This window comes from Ectothiorhodospiraceae bacterium BW-2, from assembly GCA_008375315.1.
In the GTDB taxonomy this organism is placed as follows: Bacteria; Pseudomonadota; Gammaproteobacteria; order Thiohalomonadales; family Thiohalomonadaceae; genus BW-2.
In genome coordinates this window covers 1,713,357-1,728,231 of the sequence record CP032507.1, presented here as the reverse complement: position 1 = coordinate 1,728,231, position 14,875 = coordinate 1,713,357, and the positions used below count along the sequence as shown (strand labels likewise).

The following is a 14,875-nucleotide window of genomic DNA, read 5'->3' as shown; positions in this document are numbered from 1 at the left end:
CAAATTCATTTCCAAATCGGGTTGCATCTGCTACCGGAATACCCTAAATTATTTTTCCGGCCATGGTGCTATTTGCTATGGCCTCTCTATTTTTGTCCCTGAGGGGCGCTGCAGCAGGTTGCCAATTTCACTCTCCTGTCAGGCTCAGGGTACAACTCAAATTTAACCCTCAACGGCGCTCGCTAAATGAACAGTATCTTAAAAATCAGGAGAGTGCTAATGAGTGCTAACGACTACTATGTTGCCAATATCGAGCTGGCCGACTGGGGGCGCAAAGAGATCGCCATTGCTGAAACCGAAATGCCCGGTCTGGTGCAGACGCGCGAAAAATATCGCCAAAGCCAACCGCTCAAGGGGGCACGAATCGCCGGCTCGCTCCACATGACGATCCAAACGGCGGTCTTGATTGAGACCTTAGTTGCGTTAGGGGCCGAAGTGCGCTGGGCCTCTTGTAATATCTACTCAACCCAAGATCACGCTGCCGCTGCGATTGCTGCACAGGCCATTCCGGTCTTCGCCTATAAGGGGGAGACGCTGGAGGAGTACTGGGCCTATACCCATAAGATTATGGAGTGGGCCGATGGCGGTACCCCCAATATGATTCTGGACGATGGCGGCGATGCCACGCTGCTTATCAACCTCGGCGCGAAAGCGGAGCAGGATAGTTCGGTGCTCGATCACCCCACCTCTGAGGAGGAGCGAGTACTCTATGCGGCAATTAAGCAGCGTCTGAGCGAGCAACCGAACTGGTACTCCACTATTTTGAAGAATATTCGCGGCGTCACCGAAGAGACAACGACTGGCGTTCACCGTCTCTATCAGATGGCCGACAAGGGTGAGCTACCGTTTCCGGCGATTAATGTGAACGATTCGGTCACCAAATCGAAATTCGATAACCTCTACGGCTGCCGTGAGTCGCTAGTCGATGGCATTAAGCGGGCGACCGATGTGATGATTGCCGGCAAAATTGCCGTCGTGCTCGGCTATGGCGATGTCGGTAAAGGGTGCGCCCAGTCGCTGCGTGGTCTCGGCGCTACCGTCTGGGTCACCGAAATCGACCCCATTTGTGCCCTACAGGCGGCGATGGAGGGGTATCGGGTGGTCACAATGGAGGATGCCTGCTCTCAAGGCGATATCTTCGTCACCGCCACCGGCAACTTCCATGTTATCCGTTACGACCATATAGCGCAGATGAAAGATCAAGCGATTGTCTGTAACATCGGCCACTTCGATAATGAGATTGATGTCGCCTCTTTAGAGGAGAAGTGCCAGTGGGATGAGATTAAGCCGCAGGTCGATCATGTTATCTTTGCCGATGGTAAGCGTATTATTCTGCTAGCTAAAGGGCGACTGGTTAACCTAGGCTGCGCCACCGGCCACCCCAGTTTTGTGATGTCTAACTCGTTTACTAACCAGACACTGGCCCAGATCGAACTGTGGACTAAAGGGGATGAGTACCAAAATCAGGTCTATACTCTGCCAAAACATCTGGATGAGGAGGTAGCGCGGCTCCACCTGCAAAAAATTGGTGCCAATTTGACTCGACTGAGCGACTATCAGGCCGACTATATTGGCGTCAGCCCAGACGGCCCCTATAAACCGAACCACTATCGCTACTAATTTTTAATCGCCTCTCCCCGCTATCAAGCTACCTATTTTGATAGCGGGGAGCTCTGTTACGGAGTGAGCCATGACTCAACCCCAATTTAGTTTTGAATTTTTCCCCCCAAAGAGCGCTGAAGCCAAACAGACACTACAGCAGACTCGCCAGCAGCTACAGCAGCTTAAGCCAGCCTATGTATCGGTCACCTTCGGAGCCGGTGGCAGTACCCAACACGGTACGATAGAGACGGTTAGCGAGATGCTCGCAGCCGGTCTCGATACCGCCCCCCACCTCTCCTGTATCGGTGCCAGCCGTGACGATATCGCCAAACTACTACAGCGCTATGTTGAGATGGGCGTGACCCGCATCGTCGCCCTTCGTGGCGATATGCCCTCAGGCATGCGCGACACTGGCGAGCTAAACCATGCGAACGAACTGGTAGAGTTTATTCGCCAACGGCATGGTCAACACTTTACGATTGAGGTCGCCGCCTACCCCGAGTTTCACCCGCAGGCGGTTAGTGCCGAGGCCGATTTAGACTATTTTGCCCAAAAGGTCGCAGCCGGTGCCGACTCAGCGATTACCCAGTACTTCTACAATGTCGATGCCTATCGCCACTTTCTCGATAGCTGCCACCAACGCGGCATTACCGTTCCGATCTATCCTGGCATCATGCCGGTCACCAATATTAAGCAGCTAGCCCGATTTTCGGCTATATGTGGGGCTGAAATTCCGCGCTGGCTGCGACTGAAACTGGAGAGTTACGGCGATGATCTTAGCTCACTACGCCAGTTTGGGCTCGATTTCACCCTCCAGCTCTGTCAGCAGCTACTGGAGCTAGGAGCGCCGGGACTCCATTTTTATACGATGAATCAGGTTGGCCCGACGGAATATATCCACCGTCACCTTCAGAGTTAGCTCCAATCGCCTATCTACCTCTAACAGCGCTGGCGCAGCAGCAGTTAGCGCCGCTGCTATCGCCCGACGCCACTGTCATTGATGCGACAGTAGGTAATGGCCACGATACCCTCTTTCTAGCACAACAGTGCGGTACTCAAGGGCAGGTAGTTGGTTTCGATGTTGATAACAGCGCCATTACAGCGCTACAACAGCAGTTAGCTCGGCAGCCGCTCCATCGGGTGACGCTCTTTTGCCACACTCATGCCGATATGGTTGCCGTACTAAGCGCAGAGATGCTCGGTCGAGTTGCGCTGATTATGTTTAATCTCGGCTACCGTCCTAGATCAGAGAGGCGCTATACCACTGAGGCGAACACGACCCTAGCGGCATTAGAGCAGAGTCTGCAACTTTTAAAACCGGAAGGATATCTATCCATTATGCTCTATCGCGGTCATAGAGAGGGGGAACTAGAGGCGCGAGCGGTAGTTAACTGGCTACAGTGCACAGCGTCACTCACACAGCGATACTCACTTAAACCCGAAGCGACCCGACGCCCTCCTCCCCACTGGCTGCTGCTACAAAAACAGGGGTAGCCACGACGACCCCCACTACATGCGTTATGATCAGTCTCTGCTAACCATTTAATACATTTAATACATTTAATACAAGGAGAGCCACCGATGTGTCAAATTTTGGTCATCTACTTCAGTCGCGGCGGTACCACCGCAGAACTAGCACGGCTCATTGCCAGAGGGGTAGAGTCGGTCGATGGCTGCCAAGCGCAGTTACGCTCAGTGCCCCCCATCTCTGCCACTTGCGAAGCGACTGCCCCTGCTATTCCCGATAGGGGTGCCCCCTATGCCACAATAGAGGAGCTACGCCAGTGTGACGGATTACTCCTTGGCTCCCCAACCCGTTTTGGCAACATGGCCGCAGCGATGAAATATTTTATCGATTCGACCAGCGCTCTCTGGCTATCGGGCGATCTCATCGGCAAACCGGCCGGCTGCTTTACCAGCAGCTCCAGCCTCCACGGAGGGCAGGAGAGCACCCTATTAACCATGGCGCTGCCGCTGCTTCACCACGGAATGATCTACTGCGGCCTACCCTATCGTGAACATGGACTGCTCAATACCAGCGGTGGTGGCACCCCTTACGGCGTCAGCCACTTCAATGGCCCGCGCAACGACCGCCCCCTCGATACTATCGAACATGAGCTAGCGCTCGCCCAAGGACGCCATCTAGCCACCATCGCTTTACAACTACAAACGGGAAAAAAAGTGTTATCATAGCCGCTCAGCCACCTTAGCTCAGTCGGTAGAGCGTCTGCTTCGTAAGCAGCGGGTCGCCAGTTCGAATCTGGCAGGTGGCTCAATTACCCCCATCCTAAAGCGTTGCAAACCGAGCAAGTAACCAGTGTGTATCGGTTTACCCCTGTTAGAGAAGCCGACCACTAGGCAACTCTCTCCGCGACCGGTATCAGCATAGTGCTCGATTATGTTGCCATTTGTAGGCAAAACGCTACAGCTCATCGATCCTTTGGTATTAAAAAATTTTTCCATTAGTTTGCTCGATCAGCCATCGCCCCGGTTATGGTTGTTGAATTCCGTATAGCCAGCTCTTGCGCTTACCGGCCTTGTTCATCTCTTCGTCAGCTCCCCTCCACCCCCTTCCCACTGGGAGAGGCGGAGAGGGAAGGCGAGGAAATCATGCCTCATGAGGGTGACGAGACGATGAACAATGCCCGGGTTTCGTAGGGGCGGGTTTGAAACCCGCCCCTACACGCCGTGGGCTTGCTATCCCGTTCCGCTGAGGGCGAATAAAACCTCACCGTTAAGAGGATAGGCGGTGTACGCTTAAGGAACAGATGATGTTAAACGGCCTAACAGCGCAGCCATAATCTGATTCATCTGCTGATAGTGGCTCGCCGGAGCAGCTAAAATGGCGGTTTCAGATTGAATGGTATCGCTTTCGTTTAATTCATCACGACAGTTTTCAATTAGCGCCGTGGCCGATTCGGGGGTGGTTTCGAGATGAAACTGCAGCCCGATAACGCGATCACCGAGGCTAAAGCCCTGATTCAGGCAGTGGCTGGAGCGGGCGATATGTTGACTTCCCGGTGGCAGGTCAAATGTCTCACCATGCCAGTGAAACGCGTTAAATTGCGGTGGTAGTGGCAGTGTGGAGGCGACGGCGTTAACCTTAAACCAACCGATCTCTTTCACCGGGTTAAGGTAGACCGCTGCGCCGAGGGCATTGGCAATGAGTTGAGCTCCCAAACATATCCCGAGTGTCGGAACTGCCATCTGAATTGCCGTGGCGATAAAGAGCTTTTCATCAGCAAGCCAAGGGTAGTCCGCTTCATCGTTAACGCTCATCGGCCCGCCCATGATGATGAGCAGGTCAATAGTGTCAGGATCGGGCAGGGGATCGCCGTTGTAGAGTTGACAGTAGTGCACGCTGTAGTGGTGTGTATTGAGCCATGACTCAATTGAGCCGGCGCCTTCAAACGGAACATGTTGTAGTATCAGTGCTTGGGGCATGGTATTAATTGTGTTGCTGTTGGATTATTTCTTGCAGAGTATCGGTCAGCCATTGATTGATACTCTTTTGCTCGACATTAGCGCGTGTGGCAATCTCTTGGTGGAGTTTGGGGGGGATAGTTAAGTTAAAGCGTCCGGAGTACTCTTTATAGGGGGGGATGCCTCTCTCTTGGCACTCCTGTAGAAATATCTGTAGCGATTTTTTGAATTCCCGCTTCAGTTCTTCCGGATTAGTGCCATAAAAATCGGCACCTCCGTTTAAGCCTAATATCTCGCCTCTGAACATATCGATATCGGGGTCATACGCTATTTTTGCTCTATGAGCATCAACTTCCATTATATTCATGGTTTAACCTCATGAGAATCTAACCATTTTCGGATTGAAGCTATCGCTCATTTATCCAGACCACCAAATCCGACAAGCACCCTCATCCGAGACCATGCAGGGGCCGACCGGGGTACGAGGAGTACACGCTTTCGCGTAGAGGCGGCACTGATTTGGCCGCTTCTGCCCTAAAACCACGGCAGCACAGTCGCAGCCGGGGGGCATTTCACCGGCGCGGCGGCGCTGTTGCGGTGGGGTGGGATAGTGGTGACGCGCGTCATGGTGGCGTAGCGCTGGTTTTAAGGCGTAGCCGGAAGCGGCAATGGTGCCGATGCCGCGCCAGTTTGCATCGACGATATCAAATACCTGATTTAACCACTGCTGTGCCCGGCGATTGCCATCGGGATTAACCAGTTCGCCATAGCAGTTATCGACAAATAGTCGCTGTTGCTGGCGTTGACGAATTACCGAATAGAAACCCGCTAACAGCGACTCCGGGGTAAAGCCGCTCACTGCGGTCGGGATCTGGTGCGCTGTGACGACAAACTGCCACTCATCGGCTCCCATAACGGTGGCGACATGACCTGGGGCGATCAGGGCATCAAACTGCACCGGCGGGGAGTTTAATAGTAGATCAACCGCCGGCCAGGTGCGTCGTCCGGCTAGAAGGAGTAGCAGATTATCGGGGATCCCTTCTGCCACCATCGCGGCTACCGGGGCTAAGGTGGTCTCAAAACCGGCGACAAAGAAGATAACCGGCCGCTGTGGCTCTGCTTTGGCTAGTTGAACCGCCTCCTGCGGTGTGGCAATCGGCCGGATATCGCCGCCGGCAGCGCGAGCCTGCTCTAATGAGTTGACTTCACCCTTTTTGCCATTTACCGGCACCCGTAACATATCCCCGAAGGCGACTAGTGTTATTGGCTGGTTGAGTGCCAGATCAATCGCTTCAACAATCGCCTCCTCCGGACAGATGCAGACGGGGCAGCCGGGGCCGGGGATTAGTTCAATGGTATCGGGCAGGATTGAACGCAAACCCGCTTGGGTGATGGCGCGCTCATGGCCGCCACAGACATTCATAATCTTAACCGGTTCAGGTTGTAGCTGGCCGATACGGCGCAACCACTCTTTTGGCGTTGCCATTTTGGGTTAGCTGTGGCTGTGGTGAGGGTGAGAATGGGGGTGAGTGTGGTCGTGTGGCGGAAGGGCTGTTTCTGGCTGGCGCTGTTGTCGCTGCTGCTGTAACCATTCAAACCAGTGATCCAGCCCGGCACCACTTTTAGCCGAGAGTTCAATCACCGGGGCGGGATTGGCGAGCTGTCGTAGCTGATTGGTGGCTGCTTCGGGCGAAAAGTCATCTAATAGCGGTAACAGGTCGCTTTTAGTGATTAGTATTAGATCGGCACTGCGAAACATCACCGGATATTTGGCCGGTTTATCATCCCCCTCGGTAGTCGAAAGCAGAGTAACATTGTGGTGGTGACCCAGATCGAAGCTGGCGGGACAGACTAAGTTACCAACATTTTCGATAAACAGTAGCTCAATTTGGCTTAAATCGAGCTGGTGCAGTGCCTGATGCACCATGTGGGCATCGAGGTGGCAGGCGCTGCCGGTTGAGATTTGAATCGCTTCAATCCCGTGGCGTCGCAGCCGGGCGGCATCATTTTCGGTCTCCAGATCGCCGACAATCACCGCCATTTTCAGCTCTTTACCGAGTCGTGCGGCGGTCTGTTCCAGCAGTGCGGTCTTACCGGAGCCGGGGGAGGACATAAGGTTAATCGCTACCACGCCGTGCTGTTGCAGATGGTGGCGGTTATGTGCTGCCTGATGGTCGTTCTCACTTAGCAGGTTTTGCAGCACTTCAACCGACTCTCTGCCGCTACCGGTGTAGGCGTGTCTGCCTCCGGCTTCGACCAGATGGCGGTTGGCCGGGGTAATGTTACAGCCGCAGGTATCGCACATGGTTAATCCTCCAGTTCTACGCGTTGTAAAATCAGCTCATCGCCCGCTTTTAGTTGGGTCTGCCAGTTACCACAGTGGGGGCAGAGCAGCCGGTTAGGGGCAACGATTGTCGTTTGGTCACACTCAGGGCAGTAGATTGTGACCGCTGCGGTGGTTATGGTCAAGCAGGCTGTGGCGGCACAGCTACCGGCAGCAGCGATAGGGAAGGCGTGTTGCAGTAGCTCCAGTTCCACGCCGGAGAGGGGGCCGATTGAGAGCTCCACCTGAGTGCTATGTTGCTGGCAGAGATAACCGATGGGGTTTTGAACAGACATCTGCATCACCTGCCAGAAGGAACTAAGTATTCGCATAGGGCGGTAGAGATTATTATCACCCATGCTGTTGGGCCATTCGGCAGATAAGGCCTCTTCATAGCCGGAGAGATTTAAATCGCCAGGCAGAAGATACAGCTCGGTTGCAATATTCTGAAGAATCGGCTCGACAATGTCGCCAACACCAGTCAATGGTTTTATACACTGATAAATAGTCGATCCTGATTCCTGCTGATTCCAAATGGCTTCAATTTGTGTGCATGTTTTATTCTATCTATACCGAAAAGTATTGCGAATACCCTGCTTCACCTGCTGCATTAAATATCTGAATATCATCAAGCCCCCGCACAAGCCACACCTCTATTGCCCCTGCTTCGAGATAGAGCTGAATCTTCTCTCGCATCTCTTCCATCGAATTGGATGGGGATATAATTTCAACGCACAACTCGGGTGCCTTAGGGTAGGGTGTTGTAAAGCCGTACTTCGACACAAAGGCTTCAGATAGCCATGCAACATCCGCCACTTTAATCCCGTTGGTCGTTTGAATTGAACATTCGGTAATGACTTCACCTCCCGGTTTACGCAAAAATTTTGCGCTTAAACGACTTTGAATTCGCCCATGCTCGTTCGAAGCCGGACTCATCAGTAACTGCCCAAACCGAGTTAGCTCAATCTTAAACGGTAAGTTAGCAAGCATCGGGTTATCAATAACTTCTGACCACTCCATTATCTTAGGCTCCTATAAAAATACCTCTTCCAGCGTTCGGGTATCTAAAACATATCGTAACCGTTCACTCTCCCTCCTTAATCTCCCTCTCCCAGCGGGAGAGGGTTGGGGTGAGGGGTAAAATTAGCAGGGAGCGTGAACGGTTACCCGTCAGGCTTGCGGTTTCTATGATGCCCCTCCAACCAAGTGTGATTCAAACCGTGCTTTTTAAACGACCATCTCTTCCGGTAATCCACGGCGTGTAGGGGCGGGTTTCAAACCCGCCCCTACGAAACCCGGGTCTTGTTCATCGTCTCGTCACCTTCATGAGGCATGATTACCTCGCCTTCCCTCTCCGCCTCTCCCAGCGGGAAAGGGGTGGAGGGGAGCTGACGAAGAGATGAACAAGGCCCTTCAACATAACCATTACTATGGTCATTAAATTCAAAAAAATCATTGCAAAACAACACCTATCGCTGGTTTTGCGTCTATTTTAATCCATAAAAGGCCATCACTAGCGCAGAAAATTGATGGCCTTTTTGGGGGCCATTATCTCAGCGGCCTGCGGCTCCTCAGTGACGGAAATGGCGCATACCGGTAAAGAGCATCGCTATATCGTGCTCATCAGCAGCGGCGATCACCTCCTCATCGCGCATCGAACCCCCTGGCTGAATCACCGCTCGAATTCCGGCAGCAGCGGCGTTATCGATACCGTCACGAAACGGAAAGAAGGCATCTGACGCCATCACGCTCCCCGCCACCTCTAAACCAGCCTGTTCGGCCTTAATCGCGGCGATTCGAGCTGAGTTTACCCGACTCATCTGGCCTGCACCGACGCCAATCGTCTGCCCATGATGGCCATAAACAATCGCATTCGATTTGACAAATTTAGCCACTCGCCAAGTGAAGAGCAGATCGGCCAGCTCGCCCTCGTCGGGTTGACGCCGAGTAACCAGCTTTAAATCAGCCGCCGCTACCATACCACTATCGCGCTGCTGTAGCAGCAGACCACCATTGACCCGTTTAAAGTCAAATCCGTCCGAGACGCCACGACTCCACTGCCCACACTGTAGCAGACGAATATTTTTTTTGCCCGCTACCGCCTCGATCGCCGCCGGCGACACTGTTGGAGCGATAATCACCTCCACAAACTGTCGCGCTACAATCGCTGCCGCTGTCTCACCATCAAGCTCGCCATTAAAGGCGATAATACCGCCAAAGGCCGACTCCGGATCGGTAGCGTAGGCACGATGATATGCCTCTAGCAGTGTCGCACCCGTCGCGACCCCGCAAGGGTTAGCGTGTTTAACAATCACACAGGTCGGGGCGCTATCAAACTGTTTCACGCACTCTAGCGCCGCATCGGTATCGGCAATATTGTTATACGATAGCTCTTTACCCTGTCGCTGTTCGGCGGTGGCAATGGTACCGATAGCGGGGTGGGCTTCACGATAGAAGGCCCCGAGCTGGTGCGGATTTTCACCATAGCGCATCGCCTGAACTTTGTGAAACTGCATCGTAAAGGTCGAACCAAAAGTCTCAGCCTCGCCGCTAGAGTGATGAGCACCGAGATAGTTAGCAATCGCCCCATCATAAGCTGCGGTGTGCTCAAAGGTTTTAACCGCTAGCCGATAGCGGCTCTCACGACTCACACCGCCTAGCTCAGCTAACTCCTGCAGCAGCGGCTCATAGTCACCACTATCGACCACTACGGTGACATCGGCATGGTTTTTCGCTGCCGCTCTGAGCATAGTCGGACCGCCAATATCGATATTCTCAATCGCATCGGCCAGAGTGCAGTCAGGATTAGCGACCGTCTGTTCAAACGGATAGAGGTTGACCACCACTAGATCGATAAAACCGATACCGTGCTCGGCGGCAATCGCCTCATCGACTCCTCGTCGAGCTAAAATACCCCCATGAATTTTCGGGTGTAGTGTCTTGACTCGTCCTGCCATCATCTCTGGAAAGGCGGTATAGTCTGAGACCTCGACCACTTTAACGCCACTCTCTGCTAGCAGTTTAGCTGTTCCTCCGGTAGAGAGGATCTCCACCTGCTGCTGCTGTAACTGACGGCAAAATTCGACAATACCACTCTTATCAGAGACGCTAACAAGGGCTCGTTTGATGGTTCGCATAGATTCGGTTTACTCCTGATTATTTATATTACCAAAATAGATCGCAACACTAGTTAGTACCGTTGAGATTGCCACTGGAACTAGGGTTAAAATCGCTCGCTCAAAGTGGCCGGCTGAGAACATATAAAGATAGATGATTGCGCTCATCGCGATAGCCAGTGTCATCAGCCGATCGGTTTTATCGTTACGCACTTTGGGGAGGTTAAATACCGTAAAGAGATAGAGCGGAGATAAGATAAAGAGCAGGCTAGCCGCACTAAAAGCAAATAGCAGCAGATCGCTAATGGTGAGGGTCACTAAACTCATGGCGACAAGCGTGAGAAGCATCACCTTTTGTGAAAAGTTAACATAGCTATCGCGTGTTGCAGTTAGGTGTGCTGGAGTGTGGTTTTTAGCGATGGTGGCTGCGGTGAGATAACACATTGTATCGAGTGTTGACATACAGATAGCCATCACAACCACCGCAATATAGGCCTGTAGGAGGGGAGAGAGATAGTCGCCTTTAAAGATCTCATAAAAGACTGTATTGGTATCGATCACCTCACCTAAATGGGGTCTAGCGAGCATGCCAAGAAAGATAAGCCCTAAAGTGATAATCAGCAGCGCGACGCCCGATAGCGGAAAAGAGAAGTAGATCACGCGGGTATTTCGAGCCGAGAAGATCCGCTGCCAAGTATCAGCAGAGCTTAAAACATAGAAAAAGCCGATTAAATTAAAGGCGATAATCGTCTCTGTCTCTAATGCCCAAATAGTATCGAAATGGAACATCGCCTCTGTCGGCTCTAAAAAGAGCGGCATAAATAGCAGCGATAAGATAATAAAAAATTGTACCGCATCGGTCTTGACGACGGTGCTATAGCCACCCCAAAAGAGGTAGAAGCCGACGACAATGGCAACGGAGAAGACCCCGATCCAAGGAGCGATCCCCAATACCATTGAGAAGAGGTTGCCGGCAACATGGAGCTGGATGGCAATCACCATTAAGGCGAAGCAGACAATAATTGCCGCACTAAAGCGTTCGGTAAGGCTGCCGGAGCGGGCGCGAATCATCTCACCGATAGTAATATAGTCCTGTTGTGCGGCTAACTGTCGTGCCCTCGGCCCGATAAAGGCATAGACTAACAGAGCTGCGACAACACCGATAAAGACCCATATCCCACCATAACCGACTGAGGCACCAAAACCGACCCAAAAGATAACTCCCATGCCATCACGAAACGAAGAGGAGAGTGAACCGATAGTTGGAATATAGCCCACATCACGAGAGCCGATAACAAAGCCACTATGACTCTGATGGCGGCTTGCCATAATACCGATAATAATCATGGCGACAAAATAGCTGACAATAGCCGCCAAAATAGTTAACTGAGTAGCACTCATCGCTAAAAGCTCCGTTAATATACTAATGGATGTTACAGAATACCAGAGACAGGATCGGTGGCTCTTTCGTGTAAAAAGGCATGTTTAGTTTTGGCGATATTATCGATTAAAAGCCTATCACCGGAACGATGACAGATCTGCTGTGTAATCTCAAAAACATCGGTTAACTCCATCTGCCACAAGAAGGGGAGTTTGGCTACCATCGCCAAAATATCTCTGTAGTTATGGCGAGTCATTAGTGCCGCTAGCGCTAAGTAGTGCTCCTTGAGTTCGGCAGGAAGAGGCTCACGCTCGATAAAGCGGATCGGCTCTGCCGCAGCTAGCTTATCGGGATGGTTAAAATAGTCTTTTTCGTTATCTATGGGCTCTAAATCGATAATTAGCGACACTCTATCTTCATCAGAGAAGTTAGCGGCGCTATGGGGATGGGTCGCATCTAAATCCCAAATTTCTCCCGAACGCATACTATAGGCGGTCTGCTCCTCAATACTAATACATCTGTCATTAGAGATAAGGGCGATATTATACCGTTTACACGGTTTGGAGAAGGTGACGAAATCGATATGGGGCAGAATAAGACCATACTTTTTAATGGTCGCAATACGGGCTAACTTAATTGTCGCCATATTAAAAGTCTCGCTAAGCACCTGCATAATATGGGGTAATTTTTTAGCCAGAGGTGTCGCTTGAGCGGAGCCAGCATACTCTATTACTTCACCGCTACTCGAATCACCCTCTTGATTCATTAAAATAGCGGTACGCCATGAACCGATAGTATATTCTGAATAGGCAGGAATATAGTCTGATTCATGTAGCTGGGCTAAATCGGCATAGAGGTTGTCTATATCGAGTGGAAATTTTCCAAGGCATTTTGAAAACATAAAATAGTTTCTCTAAAAGTTGTGGCATAAAAAAGGCTTTAATCAAGCTGGGGTAGTGTTCTATTTTTAGGTGGAGTTAGCTGTTTAGGTAACGGCAGCAGTACATAGCCAATAGAGGCTATCATGCCGAGACTACAGAGGTAGAGCACAGCGGTAACACCAGTACCTAAAAAGAGGACACTAGAGGCACCCATAAGTGATGGCGTTAACATTATTTTAAAGAGACGATCCATCTTTTTATTTAGGTGATCGGCAAGTTCAAAGAGTGAGGTTAGGTGCTCAATCCCCCTATCGAGTAGTACAACTTGGGCAGTGTCGGTCGCGATTTTAGAGGCTCCTGCTAGCGATACCGAAACTTGCGCCCGTTTCAGTGCAATGGCATCGTTAATGCCGTCACCGACAAAGCAGACACTGCGCCCCTGCTGCTGTAGCTGTTGAATAATGGCGGCCTTGTTTTGGGGCAATATTTCGGCGAAATAGCCATCAACCCCTAATGTTTTAGCCAGCTCGCGGGTGGCAGTCTCGCCATCGCCGGAGATAATATAGATCTGAGCCACAGTTTTACGGCGTTTTAGCTCGGTTATAACGCGCTTTGCTTCAGGACGCAGCGAAGGGCGTAGCTCAATCGCCGCCACTAGCTGGTCGGCCACCGCGACTAGAACCAGACTGGTACCTGCCGTATGGCTCTGCTCCTCTAGCGGGGCTAACTCTGGCGGTATGGCGACTCTCTCTGCAACCATAAAGCGGCGGCTGCCTAGTCGTACGGTGACACCGTCAACGACAACAATGAGACCGTAACCGAGGCGATATTCGCACTCATTTGGGGCAGGCCAAGTCAGCTCACGCTGCCGTGCCGCAGCTAAAATCGCCTTAGCTAAAGGGTGGGTCTGCTTAAATTCGGCCGCTGCAGCTAGTCGTAGTACCTCGTTTTGCGATAGCTCAGTAAAGCAGTGGATCTGCCCGACATAGGGCTGCTCATCGGTTAGGGTGCCGGTTTTATCAAACACCACCGTATCGACACTTTTTAGTAGCTCTAGAGTACGGCCATCCTTAATCAATATCCCCTGTTTCGAAGCGGCAGAGATATGTTTAAGGGTGGTAATCGGGGCGATACCGATCAGTGAGTTCCCCGGATGGCAGGCCAAAATACCTAAAGCACCACCGAAGCCGACCAGCGGCATAGCGACAAGGCTAGTGCCGATAACGGGGTTAACCAGTTTACCCGATAGTGTTTCAGCCTGGAGTTGTACCCCCGATTTAAAGTCGGCGGTCTGATTAAGTAGCTGGGTAATTTTAGCCGCATTACTCTCAGAGGTACGGCAGTTGACTTTGATATGTAGCTTGCCAGAGAGGATGAGTGTCATGGCAAAGACCTCATCACCGACTGTTTTTTCTACCGGAATCGACTCACCGGTGAGAATATGTTGGTCGATAGTGGCCATACCCGACTCAATGAGGCCATCAACCGGTACCGTATCGCCAGCGTGAACGACTACGATATGGCCGATCTCAATATCGTTAAAAGGGAGACTAACTTCAGCGCCATCGACTAAAATCCAGACCGACTCGGGGGTCTGAAGCAGGGTTTCGGTTAGCTGCTGTTTGGACTGATGAATAATCTTGGAGGTGAGCTTAAGTGAGAGCTTATAGAGTAGCGTGGCAAAGCTAGCGATAAAGAGTTGGCCAAGCAGCAGCGTGCCGATAATAATGGTACTAATAATGGTCTCGACACGGAACTGCCCCTTTTTGGCTAGATCAAAACTCTCTTTAATGACCCGCCTGCTAGCATAGAGAATAAAGGGGAGAGAGGCGATAGCGAAGAGGGGAGAGAGTGGCGTAGCCGCCGCTAGCGCTAAGGCAATAGCTGCGCTCTTTATCTCACGATTATTGACAGCATCGAAGTTATCTTGCGCTATTTTAGTTGAGATATTGCCATCACTATCGTTTTTAGCACTATCGTACATCTGTAGCATCTGCTTATCATAAAATCCCTTCTCATTGTCTGCTATCTGCTCTTTTAGGCTATCACTACTCAGAAGGGAGCCCTCCTTACTTCCCCTCTTTTTCTCTATAGCGCGATAGCCGGAGAGGCAGAGATAACCAAATAGGGCAAGGTGAACTATCATCGT

Annotated in this window: 13 protein-coding genes, 1 tRNA gene, 1 pseudogene and 1 riboswitch; of the genes and pseudogenes, 5 read left to right on the top strand and 10 right to left on the bottom strand. The window is 51.6% G+C overall.

What is annotated here, in order from left to right; genetic code table 11:
• Positions 1-94: 94 nt before the first annotated feature.
• Positions 95-188, top strand: a riboswitch (S-adenosyl-L-homocysteine riboswitch).
• The 5 genes from D5085_08230 to D5085_08210 all read left to right on the top strand — a co-directional run bounded on the left by D5085_08230 (position 187) and on the right by D5085_08210 (position 3,878).
• Entirely contained in the window at positions 187-1,620 is a 1,434-nt protein-coding gene (locus tag D5085_08230) for an adenosylhomocysteinase (protein ID QEP43100.1), read from the top strand. It overlaps the preceding riboswitch by 2 nt.
• Before the next feature lie 70 nt (positions 1,621-1,690).
• Positions 1,691-2,521: a methylenetetrahydrofolate reductase [NAD(P)H] gene (gene metF / locus D5085_08225; protein QEP43099.1), complete on the top strand. Its 831-nt coding sequence runs from the start codon at positions 1,691-1,693 to the stop codon at positions 2,519-2,521.
• Positions 2,422-3,096: a methyltransferase domain-containing protein gene (locus D5085_08220; GenBank protein QEP43098.1), complete on the top strand. Its 675-nt coding sequence runs from the start codon at positions 2,422-2,424 to the stop codon at positions 3,094-3,096. Before metF ends, D5085_08220 begins: the two co-directional genes overlap by 100 nt.
• An 87-nt stretch (positions 3,097-3,183) precedes the next feature.
• Positions 3,184-3,795, top strand: a complete 612-nt coding sequence (locus tag D5085_08215) for an NAD(P)H:quinone oxidoreductase (GenBank protein QEP43097.1) — start codon at positions 3,184-3,186, stop codon at positions 3,793-3,795.
• A gap of 7 nt (positions 3,796-3,802) precedes the next feature.
• Positions 3,803-3,878, top strand: a tRNA-Thr gene (locus tag D5085_08210).
• 481 nt (positions 3,879-4,359) lie between these two features.
• Here D5085_08210 and D5085_08205 read toward each other — a convergent pair.
• The 10 genes and pseudogenes from D5085_08205 to D5085_08160 all read right to left on the bottom strand — a co-directional run bounded on the left by D5085_08205 (position 4,360) and on the right by D5085_08160 (position 14,872).
• Positions 4,360-5,046, bottom strand: a complete 687-nt coding sequence (locus tag D5085_08205) for a type 1 glutamine amidotransferase (GenBank protein ID QEP43096.1) — start codon at positions 5,044-5,046, stop codon at positions 4,360-4,362.
• 4 nt (positions 5,047-5,050) lie between these two features.
• Positions 5,051-5,392 (bottom strand): type II toxin-antitoxin system HicB family antitoxin, encoded by a 342-nt coding sequence (locus tag D5085_08200; protein ID QEP43095.1) that lies wholly within the window; start codon positions 5,390-5,392, stop codon positions 5,051-5,053.
• 51 nt (positions 5,393-5,443) lie between these two features.
• Entirely contained in the window at positions 5,444-6,511 is a 1,068-nt protein-coding gene (hypD, locus tag D5085_08195) for a hydrogenase formation protein HypD (protein ID QEP43094.1), read from the bottom strand.
• Positions 6,512-6,517: 6 nt separating this feature from the next.
• The gene (gene hypB / locus D5085_08190; protein QEP43093.1) at positions 6,518-7,330 is read right to left on the bottom strand and encodes a hydrogenase accessory protein HypB; all 813 of its coding nucleotides are present in this window, start codon (positions 7,328-7,330) and stop codon (positions 6,518-6,520) included.
• A 308-nt stretch (positions 7,331-7,638) separates the two neighbouring features.
• A pseudogene (locus D5085_08185) lies at positions 7,639-7,896 on the bottom strand (ParA family protein).
• 19 nt (positions 7,897-7,915) lie between these two features.
• The gene (locus D5085_08180) at positions 7,916-8,368 is read right to left on the bottom strand and encodes a Uma2 family endonuclease (protein ID QEP43092.1); all 453 of its coding nucleotides are present in this window, start codon (positions 8,366-8,368) and stop codon (positions 7,916-7,918) included.
• A 551-nt stretch (positions 8,369-8,919) separates the two neighbouring features.
• Entirely contained in the window at positions 8,920-10,485 is a 1,566-nt protein-coding gene (purH, locus tag D5085_08175; protein QEP43091.1) for a bifunctional phosphoribosylaminoimidazolecarboxamide formyltransferase/IMP cyclohydrolase PurH, read from the bottom strand.
• Positions 10,486-10,494: 9 nt separating this feature from the next.
• A complete protein-coding gene (locus D5085_08170; protein ID QEP43090.1) occupies positions 10,495-11,865 on the bottom strand; it encodes a hypothetical protein in 1,371 nt (456 codons plus the stop codon).
• 32 nt (positions 11,866-11,897) lie between these two features.
• Positions 11,898-12,746, bottom strand: coding sequence for a hypothetical protein (locus D5085_08165; protein ID QEP43089.1), 849 nt, complete (start codon positions 12,744-12,746; stop codon positions 11,898-11,900).
• A gap of 38 nt (positions 12,747-12,784) precedes the next feature.
• Positions 12,785-14,872, bottom strand: a complete 2,088-nt coding sequence (locus D5085_08160; GenBank protein ID QEP43088.1) for a heavy metal translocating P-type ATPase — start codon at positions 14,870-14,872, stop codon at positions 12,785-12,787.
• Positions 14,873-14,875: the final 3 nt, after the last annotated feature.

Coding starts and splice junctions, on each gene's coding strand:
- D5085_08230 (QEP43100.1), top strand. CDS start 187: ATGAACAGTATCTTAAAAATCAGGAGAGTGCTAATGAGTGCTAACGAC.
- metF (QEP43099.1), top strand. CDS start 1,691: ATGACTCAACCCCAATTTAGTTTTGAATTTTTCCCCCCAAAGAGCGCT.
- D5085_08215 (QEP43097.1), top strand. CDS start 3,184: ATGTGTCAAATTTTGGTCATCTACTTCAGTCGCGGCGGTACCACCGCA.
- D5085_08205 (QEP43096.1), bottom strand. CDS start 5,046: ATGCCCCAAGCACTGATACTACAACATGTTCCGTTTGAAGGCGCCGGC.
- D5085_08200 (QEP43095.1), bottom strand. CDS start 5,392: ATGAATATAATGGAAGTTGATGCTCATAGAGCAAAAATAGCGTATGAC.
- hypD (QEP43094.1), bottom strand. CDS start 6,511: ATGGCAACGCCAAAAGAGTGGTTGCGCCGTATCGGCCAGCTACAACCT.
- hypB (QEP43093.1), bottom strand. CDS start 7,330: ATGTGCGATACCTGCGGCTGTAACATTACCCCGGCCAACCGCCATCTG.
- D5085_08180 (QEP43092.1), bottom strand. CDS start 8,368: ATGGAGTGGTCAGAAGTTATTGATAACCCGATGCTTGCTAACTTACCG.
- purH (QEP43091.1), bottom strand. CDS start 10,485: ATGCGAACCATCAAACGAGCCCTTGTTAGCGTCTCTGATAAGAGTGGT.
- D5085_08170 (QEP43090.1), bottom strand. CDS start 11,865: ATGAGTGCTACTCAGTTAACTATTTTGGCGGCTATTGTCAGCTATTTT.
- D5085_08165 (QEP43089.1), bottom strand. CDS start 12,746: ATGTTTTCAAAATGCCTTGGAAAATTTCCACTCGATATAGACAACCTC.
- D5085_08160 (QEP43088.1), bottom strand. CDS start 14,872: ATGATAGTTCACCTTGCCCTATTTGGTTATCTCTGCCTCTCCGGCTAT.